Genomic DNA, 14,869 nt, shown 5'->3' with positions numbered 1-14,869 from the left:
TGTGAATTTTTATCTGATTTTAACAATTGGACCTACTCGCGCCGGACTTTAAAATGTGATAGACTAGCACATGATGAAACAAATAACGACATATCAACATTTTCACAATGTTTTTGATACAAAGTTAGGAAAGAGGAGCCTATGATTTTACTACAAGCTAATCAGATCGCTCGCCTATTTGGGGCGGAGGTCTTATTTGAAAATATCCATCTAGAAATCGACTCTCATTCTCGCATCGCTCTCGTTGGCAGAAACGGTGCCGGTAAATCCACACTATTGAAAATCTTGGCTGGAATCGAAGCACCGGATCGAGGAACGATCGCTAAGAATAAAAACGCGACATTGGGTTATTTAGCTCAAGATACTGGTTTGGATTCTGATGAGACAGTTTGGAACGAAATGCTGAAAGCCTTTGACGCCGTCCGTCAAATGGAAGCCCGTATGCGTGAATTAGAGATCAATATCAGCCAAGCATCCCCTGAAGATGCCGGTTACGACAGTTTGTTAAAAGAATACGATCATCTGCAACATGAATTTTCCGATAAAAACGGTTATGGCTATGAAAATGAGATTCGCTCTGTCCTCCATGGATTTCAATTTGACGAATCTTTTTATGCACAGCCCATCGCTACCCTCTCCGGCGGTCAAAAAACACGACTAGCTTTAGCCCGCATGCTTTTACAGCATCCTGATATCTTGATCCTGGATGAACCGACGAACCATTTAGATATCGATACATTGGCTTGGCTGGAAAATTATTTGCAAGGGTATTCCGGCGCGCTGCTGATTGTTTCCCATGACCGTTATTTTTTAGACAAAGTCGCCAATGAAGTCTACGAACTCAGCCGCCAAAAAATGCGCCATTATAAAGGAAATTACAGCCGCTATCTTGAATTGAAAGCTGAACAGCTGACTAGCGAATGGAAAGCCTACGAGAAACAACAGCAGGAAATCAATAAATTGGAAGATTTCGTCGCTAAAAATCTAGTACGGGCATCAACGACAAAACGCGCGCAAAGCCGACGCAAACAACTGGAAAAAATGGAACGGTTGGACCGCCCGCAAGGCAAAGAAAAATCTGCTCATTTTCTGTTTGATATCGATAAAGTTTCCGGCAATGTGGTCTTGCAGTTGGAAGACGCCGCCATCGGTTATTCTGACGGCGAAGTACTGGCAGCACCGATCGATCTGGATGTCCGCCGCAAAGATGCTATCGCATTAGTAGGACCGAACGGTATCGGCAAATCGACATTATTGAAATCACTGATCGGTAAATTGCCTTTTCTTAAAGATACGCCGCATTTAGGAGCGAATGTTTCTATCGGTTATTATGACCAAGGGCAAGCTGAACTGAATACGAATAAAACGATCTTGCAAGAACTATGGGATGAACATCCTACTACTCCGGAAGTCGAGATCCGCAATGTTTTAGGCGGCTTTTTATTTTCCGGAGAAGACGTGGACAAACCCATTGCATTATTGAGCGGCGGTGAAAAAGCCCGTGTCGCGCTGGCCAAATTATCGATGAACCGTGAAAATTTCTTGATTTTGGACGAACCTACCAACCATTTGGATATCGACAACAAAGAAGTCTTGGAAAATGCGCTGATTGATTACGAAGGTACCTTGCTTTTTGTTTCCCATGACCGCTATTTCATCAATCGGATCGCTACGAAAGTCATCGAATTGTCCAAAGACGGCAGCCGTCTGTTTTTAGGAGATTATGATTATTATTTAGAAAAGAAAAAAGAAGAAGCCGAAATTGCCGCGCTTTTAGCAGAAGAAACTGCTGAAAAAAGTATTTCCACCGGCAAGCGCTCCTTCCAGCAAACCAAAGAAAGTCAAAAACTCCTGCGAAACCTAAAACGAAAGATTGCAGAAGTTGAAGAACAAATGGCTGAATTAGATGAAAAGATCGCTCAATTGGAACAAGCGATGGCTTCTCCTGAAGTATTGGATGACCATGTTCGATTGAATGAAATGAATACTGAATTGGAACAAGCCCGCCAAAAACAGGAAGAGCTTTTGACCCAATGGGAAGATTTCAGCTTGGAATTGGAAGAAATTGAAGAAAGCTGATTACACGTCAGTTATTGATTGATGTTAAAAAATGGTTGAATGCTAAAACAAGTATAAATAAAAACAGCACAATGTTGGATTTTTTTGAAATGATCCACTAGCATTGCGCTGTTTTATTTTTAGATAATTGTTCTTAAAGCTTACCAACCATTCCACTCCTGTTAACTTAAACAATTATTTTATCAATCTACATTTTAACCATCTTTCCACCTTTAGACCGAGGTAATTTTTTATGATATGAGTTTTAATGATAGATGAATACAAAAATGAGGTGATAAAGAATGGCTAAACGTAAACAACGCAAACAGCGCCATCCTTTCTTGATTTTGATTGGGTTCTTTCTTATACTGGCGAGCGCCTTTTTGTTCAGCCATCAAGAATCATTTTCCTTCTCTCAGATTTCCCAAGAAACTTTCAGTAAGAACGCGAATCAGCACTTAGATGATGAAGGATTCAAGACACCGTTGCTGCTGCAAACAGATGAACGGTGGAAAGATCTTGCTTACGGTACCGGTGAAGAAAATGATATTGCCCATAACGGCTGCGCCCTTTTGTCGTTAAGTATGGTATTGTCTCATTGGCGGCAAACAACCATCGATCCGCAGGAAATCTTTTCATGGGCACAAAATCGGTACTTCGTTGAAGGTGCGGGAACTGCTTGGAGTATTTTTCCTGATTTCGCCAACCAGTATCAGCTGACTTACCATGATTTAGGCAACGATTTTCAAAAAGCTCAAAGTTATCTGGAACAAGATATCCCCGTTATCGCATCTGTGACTGCCGGAGATTTTACCGATGGTGGACATATCTTGGTTTTAGCTAGAATGACAGGCACAGAAATTCGTGTACTTGATCCTAATGATGATCCTGAGAAAAATCATTTCAAACAAAATTTTTCAACGGAAGAAATCCAAAATCAAGCGATCCATTATTGGACATTCACGAATTGATGCCAACACCAGCTCCTTTACTTCCAACAAATAAAACGAATAGATGAACGATCGCGACAATTCTTCAATTTTCTGTCGCGACCGTTCATTTTTCAATTTACAACAGAGTCTCTGCTTTGGAAAGCGTTTTAATTAATGTATAATAAAATAAAACGGTTAAGGGGGGGTTCTATGAAAATAGGAATCTTAAAAGAAATCAAAAATAACGAGAACCGTGTTGCTTTGCCGCCAACAGGAGTGGATGAATTGATCCATGCCGGTCACACAGTCTTGGTGGAAAAAGGCGCCGGAGAAGGTTCAGGGATTCCTGACGAAAAGTACCAAGCAGTTGGTGCCCAGCTGGTCTCTGCATCAGAAGCTTGGGCAGCAGACTTAGTGATCAAAGTCAAAGAACCGCTGCCGGAAGAATATCAGTATTTCCGTCCCGGATTGATCTTATTCACTTATTTGCATTTAGCCGCTAATAAAGAGCTGACACAGGAACTGGTAGCCAAAGGTGTTACCGGGATCGCTTATGAGAATGTCCAGCTATCCGACGGTTCATTACCGCTTCTCGCCCCTATGAGTGAAATTGCCGGTCGTATGGCAGCACAAATCGGGGCACAGCTTTTAGAACGTTCAAATGGCGGGAAAGGAATCTTGCTAGGTGGTGTGCCGGGCGTTAGACGCGGACATGTAGTAATTATCGGCGGCGGTGTTGCCGGTACGAATGCCGCAAAAATCGCATTGGGTCTGGGAGCGCAAGTTACGATCTTAGATGTTGACCTGTCACGATTGAAAGAACTTGACGCGCAATTTCAAGGGCAAGTCCAGACCCTTTTTTCCAGCTCGCTGAATATCGAAGAAAGTTTACAGACTGCTGATTTAGTGATCGGAGCGGTCCTGCTTCCAGGTCACAAGGCGCCTACTTTAGTAACTCGACATATGGTAGAAAAAATGCCTGAAAAATCAGTGATCGTCGATATCGCTATCGATCAAGGAGGAATCTTTGAAACCGGCGATCAAGTAGCTACCCACGATGATCCTACCTATATCCGTGAAAATGTCATTCATTATGCTGTCGCTAATATGCCCGGATCAGTTCCCCAAACCGCTACATATGCACTTAGCAATGCGACGATTTATTACGCTCGTTTATTAGCCGATTCACCACTTCTTGAGGTGTTTGAAAACCATGCCGCATTAGCAAATGCCGTCAATACTTATGATGGCAAGCTGACATTGCAGGCAGTCGCTAAAGATTTGGAACTTGCGTATACGCCATTAAATGAATTGATCAAATAAACAGGGCAAAAAAATACTATTATCAATAGCTCAACAGAAAAATCCGAACGCCAGAAGACTGCCCACTGATTTTCACGATATGTGATATGCTCCCCCTATATAGGACACTGAAATATAAAAGTCCTGTATAGGGGGTATTTTGTATGCCAAAAAGAAAGATGAAACTCACTCCAGAAAAACGAGTAGAACTAGTAGAGAGCTATTTGAATGGTGAAGACAGTATGACCAGCCTAGCTCGCACTGCAGACATTAGTTGGGCTGCTTTAAGGAACTGGATTATGCTTTATGAGAATGGGGGTCCTACTGGCTTATTAGCAAGACGGAAGAATACACACTATACAATTGAAACAAAGATTCAGGCTGTAAATGATTACCTAAATGGTTTAGGGAGTCTGTCGGAAATTACTAAGAAATACGGACTAAGACAGTCTAAACAACTACGAGATTGGATAAAGATATATAATACTCATGGAAACTTCAAAACAGGAAGCGGTGGAAGTCAAATGAGTCAATCAAGAAAAACAACCTTCAAAAAACGGGTGGAAATTGTCCATTATTGTATTGTGCATGATCATAACTATGGCAAAACGGCTACCAAGTATCAGGTATCGTACCAACAGGTACGTAATTGGGTACTAAAATATGAGGAAATGGGCGAAGCCGGCCTAAAAGATCGCCGAGGACATCGAGCTGGAACAAAACCCAGTCGGACACCTGAAGAAGAAATGCGTGATCAACTGGCTGAACAAGAACGCAAAATCAAACGGTTAGAAATGGAAAATGACCTCTTAAAAAAAGTCAGGGAGTTAGAAAGGAAGTGGGACTAGACCTCATCCGTCATATCTTTGAATACCAAGCAATTAAGGAACTTCATAATCTCAAAAATTATTCGATAAAATTAATGTGTGATTTTTTACACGTCTCCAGATCAGCGTATTACCGTTGGTTAAAGCAACCAAAATCAGCTCAAACTATCTTTAACGAGCACCTGGCAGACCTAGTAAGATATATCTATGAAGCAGATAACGACAAGGGGTATCGGAGAATCCGCGACGATTTGGTTCAAGACTTTGGTTTGCACGTCAATGACAAAAGAGTATTGCGGATTTGTCGTAGTCTTCAAATTAAATCTACCGTCAAACACCATCCAAACGGAATTACTAAAGCTTCCAGTAATCCTTATCATATTGCCAAGAACTATCTAAATAGAAATTTCCATGCAGATAAACCAAATGAAAAATGGCTAACTGATGTCAGTGAATTCAAGTACACTCTAGGAAACCAAGTAAAGAAAATTTACCTTAGTGCCATTCTAGACTTAGCAGATCGGCGTATTGTCTCTTTCATCATTAGCGATAGAAATGATAATAAGTTGGTTTTTGATACCTTTGACGAAGCGATTCGACTTGAGCCTGAGGCTCATCCGCTATTCCATAGCGATCGAGGGTTTCAGTACACCAGTAAAAACATGAGAACTAAAATCAAAAATCAAGGGATGAAACAAAGCATGTCTCGTGTTGCCCATTGTATTGATAATGGACCAATGGAAGGATTCTGGGGAACATTGAAACGTGAAAAATACTATCGTCGTAAATTTACAAGACGCGAAGATCTCGTATCGATGATCGAAGATTACATCAACTACTATAACAATGGTCGTTATCAACGATGCTTGAAATCCAAAACTCCATTACAAGTTCACCAACAGCTTTTAATGGTAGCTTAATAATCGTATCTCTTAGATGTGTGAAATGTCCTTTATTTCGTACATCTAAGGGATACGTCAACCGAGCGCAGTTGAAGTTTAAACAATGAAAAACAAAAGAACTGTTTGCCACAAAATTAGCAAACAGCTCTCTAAAAATTTTATTATATTTCCGTGTCCACTTGACGGGGAGCCAATCAATGTGACGATCAGGAGTCTTTTAGCATTCGGATTTCTTGTATTTTTTTGGACTTTTGTAGTTATTATTAACGACGATACATCTTCAATTCCAAAAACAGATCATTATAATATTCCAGATATTTCGACCCTAGATTTTCATAAACCTCCATATGAGTCAGTTCTTCATCAGAAGGATAGAATTGTGGATCACTGCTGATTTCTTTTGGCAGAAGCGCCTTCGCTTCTTTGTTCGGTGTAGAATAACCGATATATTCCGCATTTTGGGCGGCATTTTCAGGTTCCAGCATAAAGTTGATGAAATCATATGCTCCTTGGACATTTTTTGCGGTTTTAGGGATAACGATATTATCGAACCACAGATTTGAACCTTCCGAAGGCAGAACATAGTGCAAATGTTCATTCTCCCACATCATGTCCGCGGCTTCCCCGGAAAAGGTCACCGCTACGGCACTTTCTTCGTTGGCCATATACATTTTGATTTCATCTGCCACAATGGCCTTGATATTCGGTGTCATTTTTTTCAGTTTTTCAAAGGCTTCTTTCAGCTGTTGATCGTTCTTGCTGTTTAAAGAATAACCTAACGAGTTCAAACCTAATCCGATAAATTCACGAGCACCGTCGATCACCATGATCTTGTCTTTTAATTCCGGACGCCATAGATCATTCCAAGAAGTGATCTCGTCGGCTTTGACGAATTTATCGTTATAAACGATCCCCAATGTCCCCCAGAAGTATGGAATCGAGTATTGATTGCCTGGATCGAAACTAAGATTCAAAAAGCGTTCATCGATAGCAGATAAGCCTTTGATCTTTTTATGATCAAGAGGCAGCAGTAACTTTTCCTCGATCATTTTTTCAATCATATATTCACTTGGCACCGCGATATCATAGGCGGTACCGCCTTGTTGGACCTTTGTGAACATTGCTTCGTTGGAATCGAAGGTATCGTAATTGACTTTGTAACCATATTCTTTTTCAAACTTATTGATCAATTCTGGATCGATATAGTCGCCCCAATTATAGATGTTGACGACTTTGGCACCTGCCATGCCAGTAGATTTTTCTAATTGCCGGACAGAAAAAACCAGCACGAGAATGATCGCCAGAATACCAATGACTAATGATTGTAATTTTTTCATCGAATTTCCGGCACCTCCACTTTGCGGTTTTTACGTATTTTCGGCGAGCGATTTTCTTTACTGATAAAGTAATAGCCTACAACGAGAACCAGTGAGAAAAGAAATACCAACGTACTTAATGCGTTGATTTCCAAACTGATTCCTTGCCGCGCGCGGGAATAGATCTCAACGGACAATGTAGAGAATCCGTTACCGGTAACGAAAAAGGTCACGGCAAAATCATCCAGCGAATAGGTAAAGGCCATAAAATAACCGGCAATGATCCCTGGTGATAAAAATGGCAAGATGATGCTTTTGACTACTTGCAGATTATTCGCTCCCAGATCGCGAGCGGCATCCACCATCGAATCGTTCATTTCTTGCAGCTTAGGCAAGACCATCAGAACAACGATAGGAATACTAAATGCGATATGAGACAGCAGCACGCTGCCAAAGCCCAGATTGAATCCGCGAAAGACGCTGCCGATCATGGTAAAGAAGATCAGAAAGCTGGCACCGATGATAACGTCCGGTGAAACCAGCAAAATATTATTCGCACTTAACAATGCGGTCCGCAGATAGCGTTTCTTTGTATAGTAAATGCCCATCGCACCGAATGTACCGATCACCGTTGCGATCAGTGCGGATAAAAACGCCAGCATAAAGGTATTCAACACGATGATGATCAGACGGGTATCAGCGAAAACTGCTTGATAGTGTTCCCAAGTGAATCCAGTGAAAGCATTCATGGTTCCACCTTCATTAAATGAATAAAAGATCAAATAAAAAATAGGGATATACAGCAGCAAAAAGACGAACGCCAAGTATAGATGCGACCATTTGATTTTCATTTTTTATGCCCCCCTTTGCGTTTTTCGCCGGTCAGGATCATCACAAGGAACATCGCTACGATCAATACGACACCGATCGTCGAACCCATCCCCCAGTTTTGAGTGACTAGGAAATGCTGTTCAATAGCGGTCCCTAAAGTGATGACGCGATTTCCGCCAATCAGACGTGTCAGCATGAATAAAGAAAGTGACGGGATAAAGACTGCCTGCACACCGCTTTTCACGCCATTCAGTGATAGTGGAAAGATCACCCGACGGAATGTTTCAAAGTTATTGGCGCCAAGATCACGACTGGCACTGATCAAGGAAGGATTCATTTCCTCCAATGCGTTAAAGATCGGCATGATCATAAACGGAAGCTCGATATACATAGCAACGATCAGGAAACTGGTATCAGTAAACAAGATCTGCTGCGGTGCCAAACCAAACAATCCGATAAATTGATTGATCCCGCCGTGGATGCCGAAGATCCCGATAAACGCGTAAGCTTTCAGCAATAAGTTGACCCAAGTCGGCAAGATGATCAGCAAAAGCCACAAATCTTTATGCTTCAATTTTGTCAAAAAATAGGCTGTCGGGTAACTGATCAATAAGGTCAATAAAGTAATTAAGAATGCATACCATACAGAATTCAACGTCATCGTCAGATACTTGCCGGAAGTAAGATAGTTCTGATAATTGGCCAATGTGAAAGCCCCATTGGTATCAAAAAATGATTGATAGATAATCAATAAGACCGGCGCGATCACAAACAGCAGCAGCCAGATAAAGTAAGGAACAGAGTAAAGCCGACGCATTTTTGTCATTTGTATTCCCTCCTACTCTTCATAGCTTTCTAAGCGGGCATCGAAATCTTTTTCTGATTCATTGAAACGCATGACATGGATGTCTTCCGGTTCAAAATATAATCCGATACGGCTGCCTTCGACGGCTTTACGAGTAGAATGGACCATCCATTCATTGCCTTGTTCATCGTAACAAATGATCTCGTAATGGACGCCTCGGAATAATTGTGTGTCTACTTTCACCACTAATTTGCCTTTTTCCGCAGAAGTCAGCGAAAGGTCTTCTGGACGGATCACAACTTCCACCGGTTCATTAGGGCGCATCCCGCCGTCCACACATTCAAACCGTTTGCCGACAAATTCCACCAAGTTGTCTTCGATCATCGTACCGTCGACGATATTGCTTTCACCGACAAAGTCAGCCACGAAATGATTGATAGGTTCGTCATAAATATCTACCGGGGTTCCGCTTTGAACGATCTTCCCTTTGTTCATGACAAAGATTTCATCGCTCATCGCCAAAGCTTCTTCCTGATCGTGAGTAACAAAAATAAATGTGATCCCTAAGCGCTGTTGCAATTCCCGCAGCTCATATTGCATGTCGGTCCGCAACTTCAGATCCAATGCTGATAACGGCTCATCCAGCAATAAGACTTTCGGCTCGTTAACGATGGCCCGAGCGATCGCTACACGTTGCCGCTGTCCACCAGACATTTCACTGATCTCGCGTTTTTCGTAGCCTTCCAATTGGACCATTCGCAACGCTTGCGAAACTTTTTGTGCGATCTGATCTTTAGGCATTTTTTTGATTCGCAGGCCAAATGCTACATTTTCAAAAACATTCATATGAGGAAACAACGCATAATCCTGAAAGACAGTATTGACTTGACGCTTGTTGGCGGGCACATCATTGATCCGCACACCATCAAAAAAGACATCTCCTTGTGTTGCTTCTGTAAATCCGGCGATGATCCGCAAGATTGTGGTTTTACCACAGCCGGAAGGTCCTAACAATGTATAAAATTTTCCTTCTTCAATCTCAAAACTGACATTTTTCAAGACCGTATCTTCGTCATATTGTTTCACTACATTTTTGAATGAAATAATTGGTTTCACTTTTTCACACTCCTAATTTATAGATAAGAATCTGTCGCAACAATCAAGATCCGGCTTTTACCGTTGGCTTGATTTTTCAACTGATGAGGTTCGGTGGCTTGATAGTAGATGGCTTGCCCTTTTTTTGCTGTATAAACATTTTCGCCCAGCGTCAATGTGATACGGCCATCAAGGACATAAATAAAGGTTTCTGACAGCGACGGCTCGAAAGTTTTGTATTCTCCCGCCTGATCGAAGGTCAATAAGACCGGCTCCATCTCTTTTTCATTGGAGTCCGGGATCAGCCATTTCAATTCATAGCCGTTTTCTTCATCGTAATAAATCGTACTGTCCTCTTTCGTATAGACGATCTGCTGATCGACTAAATCTTGACGAAAAAATTCTTCCGGTGTCACACCTAAAACTTCTAGAATAGAAAAAAATGTTTCCATCGACGGTGAGCTGAGATCACGTTCTAATTGTGAAATATAGCCTTTCGACAAATCTGTCCGCTCACCTAGTTCTTCTTGTGTTAAGTTTTTCTGCACCCGCAAGTTACGCAGTTTCTCGCCGATCTCCATGGTACTGCCTCCAAAAAATCTTCTGATAAATTTTCTGTTCAAGTTTGCTAATAGTAAACTCTCTGTTTACTACCACCTTATAAAGTATACGAACTTTTTCTAAAAAGACAAGTATTTTCTCTGTAAATACTCGTTTTTCTTGTAAAAATTTTGTTTTTCTGAAAACGTTCTTTCTAACCGTCTTTTAGACATTAAACAAACGCAAGAAAGACAAGATTGTGGTATGATAAAAGAAAATTTTGAAAGGAGTTTCATTTCGTTGAAAGAATTTACAGCTCTCATCGTCAAAGACCAGCCGGAAGTACATAGCCAATTTGTCTCTCAGACTTTTTCAGCACTTCCTGAAGGCGATGTTTTAGTCAAAATCAATTATTCTGATGTCAATTACAAGGACGCTTTAGCAACTGTTGCTAAAAGCGGTGTGTTGCGCTCATATCCATTGACTCCCGGAATCGATCTTGCAGGAGAGGTCGTAGAAAGCAGTCATCCGCAGTATGCTCCGGGAGAAAAAGTGTTGCTGACCGGCTATGGTCTGGGAGTTTCCCATCCCGGCGGCTTCAGCGAATTTCAACGGGTACCGGGAGAATGGCTCGTTCCTCTTCCTGAAGGATTATCAGAAAAAGAGGCGATGATCTTAGGTACCGCAGGTTTTACCGCTGGACTGGCGGTTCAAGCCTTGGAACAGCACGGCGTAGAAAAAACAGCCCGCATCTTCGTCACAGGAGCCAGCGGCGGTGTCGGCAGCTGCAGTATCGCGATGCTCAAACAACTGGGTTATCAAGAGATCGTGGCGATTTCCCGCAAACCGGATGCTCATTCTTGGCTGAAAGAATTAGGCGCTAGTCGCGTAGTCGCTCCTGAAGAACTGCTGCCTGACAAAAAAAGACCGTTGGGTAAACAACAGATCGATGCATTGATCGATACAGTCGGCGGTGATTTATTGGCTGGCTTGTTGCCGCAGCTTGCTTACGGCGGCACAGCTGCTTTATGCGGCAATGCTGGCGGAATACAGTTAGAAACAACTGTCTTGCCATTTATTTTACGGGGGATCCAACTGATCGGCATCGATTCTGTCAATGTACCGATGGAACCAAGAAAAAAAATGTGGGCACGTTTGGCAACAGATTTAAATGTCGCTTCTCGGTTGAATTTCCATGAGATTTCCTTGGAACAAGTCCTTGATACGATCCAGTCGCTGTTAGACGGTACCCACCAAGGCAGAACGATTATCGATATGCAGGTGAAAAAATGAGAATCTTGATCACAGCTGGCGGAACTTCTGAAAAAATCGATGAAGTCCGCGCCATTACCAACCATTCCAGCGGAAAATTAGGCGCAGAGATCGCACGGGCTTTTCTTTCCTATCCTGTAACGATCGACTATGTTACTACTGCAGCTGCGGTAAAACCGCCAACCGCAGAGAATTTGATGTTGCATACCATCACCTCGACGGCTGATTTACTATCGGTTTTAACAAATCTGCTGCAGACACAAACTTATGATGCCGTGATCCACAGCATGGCTGTCAGCGACTTTACGCCCGAAGTCAGTATCTCCCAGGAAGTATTCCTTACGGCACTGAACGACGAATTGGAAAAACAGCCGCAGAGATTGATGGACAAAGAACGATTACAACAAATCTTCCAAAATTTGGCGACAACGGAGAAAAAGATTTCTTCTCAAACGGAACAACTTTTTTTGGTCTTGAAACAGACACCCAAAGTCATTCAAACGATCAAAAAGATCCAGCCGGACACGTTACTAGTAGGATTTAAATTATTGGTAGGCGTTACAAAAGAAGAATTGCTGCAAGTGGCGCAAGAAAATATCAAAAAAAATCATGCCGATTATGTATTGGCAAATGATCTGGAAAACATCACAGCCACACAGCATATCGGTTATTTAGTAGATGCAAACGGCCATACTCAAAAAGCCGAGACAAAACCAGCCATCGCGGAAATGATCGCATCGACCTTATTGAAACGGATGGAGGAAAGAAAATGAGACAAAAGCATGTTCTATTAGGCATATCTGGCAGTATTTCCGCCTATAAAGCCGCCGATATCGCAAACGAATTGACAAAACGCGGTTACGCGGTGGATGTATTGATGACGCAAAGCAGCACGAAATTTATCACCCCTTTGACATTGCAGTCACTGACAAAGCGGATGGTCCATACTGATGTGATGCAAGAGCGCATCCCGGAATCGATCAATCATATCGAATTGGCAAAGGCGGCGGATCTTTTCTTGATGGCGCCGGCTACCGCTAATGTCATCGGTAAACTAGCCAATGGGATCGCTGACGACATCGTAACGACAGTTGCTATCGCGCTGAAAAGCGAAGTACCAAAATTGATCGCTCCGGCAATGAACACGTATATGTATCAAAATCCTATCGTAGAAAAAAATCTTGCAACTTTAAAGAACATCGGTTATAAAGAAATAAAACCAAGAGAAGCTTTGCTGGCTTGCGGTGATTTTGGACGCGGGGCATTAGCAACTGTAGAGGAGATCATCAAACAAGCAGAAGCAGCTTTAGCAACGAAGGAGTAGGATATGAAAAAAAATTTGAGTACATTTGATTTGGTATTGACTGCGATTTTTCTAGGTATTTTGATTTTCATGGGTGCAATCCCCTTTTTAGGCTTCATTCCTATTGGTCCGTTGAATGTGACCACAATGCACATTCCTGTGATCATTGGTTCGATTTTATTAGGCCCTAAACTAGGCGGCTTTCTTGGCGGTTCATTTGGGATCATCAGTTTGATCAATGCCACCGTTCGTCCAAGCGCCCTTTCGTTTGTCTTTTCGCCGTTTATCCCTATCATCGGCACTGATCATGGAAGCTGGCGGGCGTTGATCGTTGTTTTAGTTCCGCGGATCTTGATCGGTATCGTTCCTTATTTCGTTTACAAAGGCTGTCGCAAGCTGCTGAAAAACAAAGCCAATACCGTTTCGTTGATGGTCGCAGGCGTCGCCGGTTCTATGACGAATACGATCTTGGTTATGAATCTGATTTACTTTTTATTTAAAAATGCTTATGGTCAGTTGATCGGTGAAGCAGGTTCTGCAGTATACACTGCGATTTTAGGGGTCATTTTAACAAATGGCGTGCCTGAAGCGATCGTTGCGGCCCTCGTAACTGCCGCTGTCGGCACTGTGTTATTGCGTTTGTTGAAAAAAAATCGTACAGATCTTTATTGATTTTAATGAAAAACACGCCTATTAAAGGTTTCTGCTTCCTTCGCAGAATCTGACTTTAATAGGCGTGTTTTTTTATCTTACTTCTTCTCCGATGATACGGACTTCTGTTTCCAAGTTCACATCAAATTTTTCTTTGATCACTTGTTGGATATGAGCGATCAATTCTACATAATCTGTAGCTGTGGCGTGATCGATATTGACGATGAAGCCGGCATGCTTTTCAGAAATCTGCGCGCCGCCCCACTTCAATCCTTGCAATCCTGCATCTTGGATCAATTTTCCAGTGAAATGACCTTCCGGACGTTTGAAAACACTGCCGCAAGACGGATATTCCAATGGTTGTTTCAATTGCCGCAATTCTGTTAGCTCATCCATTCGGGCTTTGATTTTTTCTTGATTTCCTTCAGCTAATTGGAAACGAGCTTTCAAAATGATTCCGTTGATCTCTTGGATCTTGCTGTGACGGTAAGAAAAGGCCATTTCTTCATTAGTAAAGGTGCGGATCTTGCCGTCTGCCATCAATACATCACATGAGGCAAGAATATCTTTGATCTCACCGCCATAAGCGCCGGCATTCATGAATACCGCGCCGCCGACACTGCCGGGGATCCCGCAGGCAAATTCAAAACCGGTCAACGATTCTTGCAATGCTGCATAGGTAGTATCGATCAATTTAGCGCCCGCATCGGCTTCCACCAATGTGTCGGTAACAGTGATTTGATTCATCAAAGAAAGCATAATGACTAGACCACGGATACCGCCGTCTCGTACGATCAGGTTACTGGCATTTCCCAATACAAGCCATGGGATCGCTTCTTCCCGGCAATAAGCGATCAATTTTTCCGTTTCTGCTGCTGTCTTTGGAAAAGCTAAAACATCTGCCGGGCCGCCGGTTTTGGTAAATGTGTAATTCATCAATGGTTCATCAACTAAAAGTGTGATCTCTGGAAACACACCAACGATTTTTTCCTTATTCACGAAAGATTTTCCCTTCTTTAAAAACATCTTATTCAT

At 42.3% G+C, this 14,869-nt stretch carries 15 protein-coding genes; 9 read left to right on the top strand and 6 right to left on the bottom strand.

The annotated features are described in order from the left end of the window. Positions 1-141 precede the first annotated feature (141 nt). The 5 genes from EFB00_RS08910 to EFB00_RS13540 all read left to right on the top strand — a co-directional run bounded on the left by EFB00_RS08910 (position 142) and on the right by EFB00_RS13540 (position 6,039). Positions 142-2,079 (top strand): ABC-F family ATP-binding cassette domain-containing protein, encoded by a 1,938-nt coding sequence (locus tag EFB00_RS08910; RefSeq protein WP_122646475.1) that lies wholly within the window; start codon positions 142-144, stop codon positions 2,077-2,079. A gap of 281 nt (positions 2,080-2,360) precedes the next feature. Continuing rightward, positions 2,361-3,029: a C39 family peptidase gene (locus EFB00_RS08905; RefSeq protein WP_122646474.1), complete on the top strand. Its 669-nt coding sequence runs from the start codon at positions 2,361-2,363 to the stop codon at positions 3,027-3,029. Positions 3,030-3,200: 171 nt separating this feature from the next. After that, positions 3,201-4,313 carry an alanine dehydrogenase gene (ald, locus tag EFB00_RS08900; RefSeq protein WP_122646473.1) on the top strand — a complete coding sequence of 371 codons (1,113 nt, stop codon included), beginning with the start codon at positions 3,201-3,203 and terminating at the stop codon, positions 4,311-4,313. 143 nt (positions 4,314-4,456) lie between these two features. Beyond that, complete coding sequence (locus tag EFB00_RS13545) at positions 4,457-5,140, top strand: helix-turn-helix domain-containing protein (protein ID WP_206423473.1); 684 nt, start codon at positions 4,457-4,459, stop codon at positions 5,138-5,140. Next, complete coding sequence (locus EFB00_RS13540) at positions 5,131-6,039, top strand: IS3 family transposase (RefSeq protein ID WP_206423472.1); 909 nt, start codon at positions 5,131-5,133, stop codon at positions 6,037-6,039. The genes EFB00_RS13545 and EFB00_RS13540 overlap by 10 nt, the downstream gene beginning before the upstream one ends. Positions 6,040-6,284: 245 nt before the next feature. Here EFB00_RS13540 and EFB00_RS08890 read toward each other — a convergent pair whose 3' ends face one another. The 5 genes from EFB00_RS08890 to EFB00_RS08870 are packed head-to-tail and all read right to left on the bottom strand — an operon-like array spanning position 6,285 to position 10,649. Next, complete coding sequence (locus EFB00_RS08890) at positions 6,285-7,358, bottom strand: ABC transporter substrate-binding protein (protein WP_122646472.1); 1,074 nt, start codon at positions 7,356-7,358, stop codon at positions 6,285-6,287. Further along, positions 7,355-8,188 (bottom strand): ABC transporter permease, encoded by an 834-nt coding sequence (locus EFB00_RS08885; RefSeq protein ID WP_122646471.1) that lies wholly within the window; start codon positions 8,186-8,188, stop codon positions 7,355-7,357. Before EFB00_RS08885 ends, EFB00_RS08890 begins: the two co-directional genes overlap by 4 nt. Beyond that, a complete protein-coding gene (locus tag EFB00_RS08880) occupies positions 8,185-8,994 on the bottom strand; it encodes an ABC transporter permease (RefSeq protein ID WP_122646470.1) in 810 nt (269 codons plus the stop codon). The genes EFB00_RS08885 and EFB00_RS08880 overlap by 4 nt, the downstream gene beginning before the upstream one ends. 12 nt (positions 8,995-9,006) lie before the next feature. Continuing rightward, complete coding sequence (locus tag EFB00_RS08875) at positions 9,007-10,089, bottom strand: ABC transporter ATP-binding protein (RefSeq protein ID WP_122646469.1); 1,083 nt, start codon at positions 10,087-10,089, stop codon at positions 9,007-9,009. Positions 10,090-10,106: 17 nt separating this feature from the next. Beyond that, a complete protein-coding gene (locus tag EFB00_RS08870) occupies positions 10,107-10,649 on the bottom strand; it encodes a helix-turn-helix domain-containing protein (RefSeq protein WP_122646468.1) in 543 nt (180 codons plus the stop codon). A gap of 259 nt (positions 10,650-10,908) precedes the next feature. Between EFB00_RS08870 and EFB00_RS08865 the strand changes: the two genes are divergently transcribed. From EFB00_RS08865 to EFB00_RS08850, 4 genes are read left to right on the top strand one after another with little or no spacing between them, the layout of a single operon-like run. Next, complete coding sequence (locus tag EFB00_RS08865; RefSeq protein WP_420889755.1) at positions 10,909-11,901, top strand: acrylyl-CoA reductase family protein; 993 nt, start codon at positions 10,909-10,911, stop codon at positions 11,899-11,901. Continuing rightward, on the top strand, positions 11,898-12,653 hold the full coding sequence (locus tag EFB00_RS08860) for a phosphopantothenate--cysteine ligase (RefSeq protein ID WP_122646466.1): 756 nt from the start codon (positions 11,898-11,900) through the stop codon (positions 12,651-12,653). Before EFB00_RS08865 ends, EFB00_RS08860 begins: the two co-directional genes overlap by 4 nt. Beyond that, positions 12,650-13,204, top strand: a complete 555-nt coding sequence (coaC, locus tag EFB00_RS08855; RefSeq protein ID WP_122646465.1) for a phosphopantothenoylcysteine decarboxylase — start codon at positions 12,650-12,652, stop codon at positions 13,202-13,204. The genes EFB00_RS08860 and coaC overlap by 4 nt, the downstream gene beginning before the upstream one ends. Positions 13,205-13,207: 3 nt before the next feature. Continuing rightward, complete coding sequence (locus tag EFB00_RS08850) at positions 13,208-13,855, top strand: ECF transporter S component (RefSeq protein WP_122646464.1); 648 nt, start codon at positions 13,208-13,210, stop codon at positions 13,853-13,855. A 72-nt stretch (positions 13,856-13,927) separates the two neighbouring features. Here EFB00_RS08850 and murB read toward each other — a convergent pair whose 3' ends face one another. Beyond that, on the bottom strand, positions 13,928-14,833 hold the full coding sequence (gene murB, locus EFB00_RS08845) for a UDP-N-acetylmuramate dehydrogenase (RefSeq protein ID WP_206423471.1): 906 nt from the start codon (positions 14,831-14,833) through the stop codon (positions 13,928-13,930). Positions 14,834-14,869: the final 36 nt, after the last annotated feature.

It is taken from the genome of Enterococcus mediterraneensis (genome assembly GCF_900604485.1).
Classification (GTDB): domain Bacteria; phylum Bacillota; class Bacilli; order Lactobacillales; family Enterococcaceae; genus Enterococcus_C; species Enterococcus_C mediterraneensis.
The sequence above is the reverse complement of the archived record's forward strand: the minus strand, read 5'-3'. Positions and strand labels throughout refer to the sequence as shown.

Excerpts from the sequence above, each read along its gene's own strand:
- EFB00_RS08910 (WP_122646475.1), top strand. The coding sequence starts at position 142 with ATGATTTTACTACAAGCTAATCAGATCGCTCGCCTATTTGGGGCGGAG.
- EFB00_RS08905 (WP_122646474.1), top strand. The coding sequence starts at position 2,361 with ATGGCTAAACGTAAACAACGCAAACAGCGCCATCCTTTCTTGATTTTG.
- ald (WP_122646473.1), top strand. The coding sequence starts at position 3,201 with ATGAAAATAGGAATCTTAAAAGAAATCAAAAATAACGAGAACCGTGTT.
- EFB00_RS13545 (WP_206423473.1), top strand. The coding sequence starts at position 4,457 with ATGCCAAAAAGAAAGATGAAACTCACTCCAGAAAAACGAGTAGAACTA.
- EFB00_RS08890 (WP_122646472.1), bottom strand. The coding sequence starts at position 7,358 with ATGAAAAAATTACAATCATTAGTCATTGGTATTCTGGCGATCATTCTC.
- EFB00_RS08885 (WP_122646471.1), bottom strand. The coding sequence starts at position 8,188 with ATGAAAATCAAATGGTCGCATCTATACTTGGCGTTCGTCTTTTTGCTG.
- EFB00_RS08880 (WP_122646470.1), bottom strand. The coding sequence starts at position 8,994 with ATGACAAAAATGCGTCGGCTTTACTCTGTTCCTTACTTTATCTGGCTG.
- EFB00_RS08870 (WP_122646468.1), bottom strand. The coding sequence starts at position 10,649 with ATGGAGATCGGCGAGAAACTGCGTAACTTGCGGGTGCAGAAAAACTTA.
- EFB00_RS08860 (WP_122646466.1), top strand. The coding sequence starts at position 11,898 with ATGAGAATCTTGATCACAGCTGGCGGAACTTCTGAAAAAATCGATGAA.
- coaC (WP_122646465.1), top strand. The coding sequence starts at position 12,650 with ATGAGACAAAAGCATGTTCTATTAGGCATATCTGGCAGTATTTCCGCC.
- EFB00_RS08850 (WP_122646464.1), top strand. The coding sequence starts at position 13,208 with ATGAAAAAAAATTTGAGTACATTTGATTTGGTATTGACTGCGATTTTT.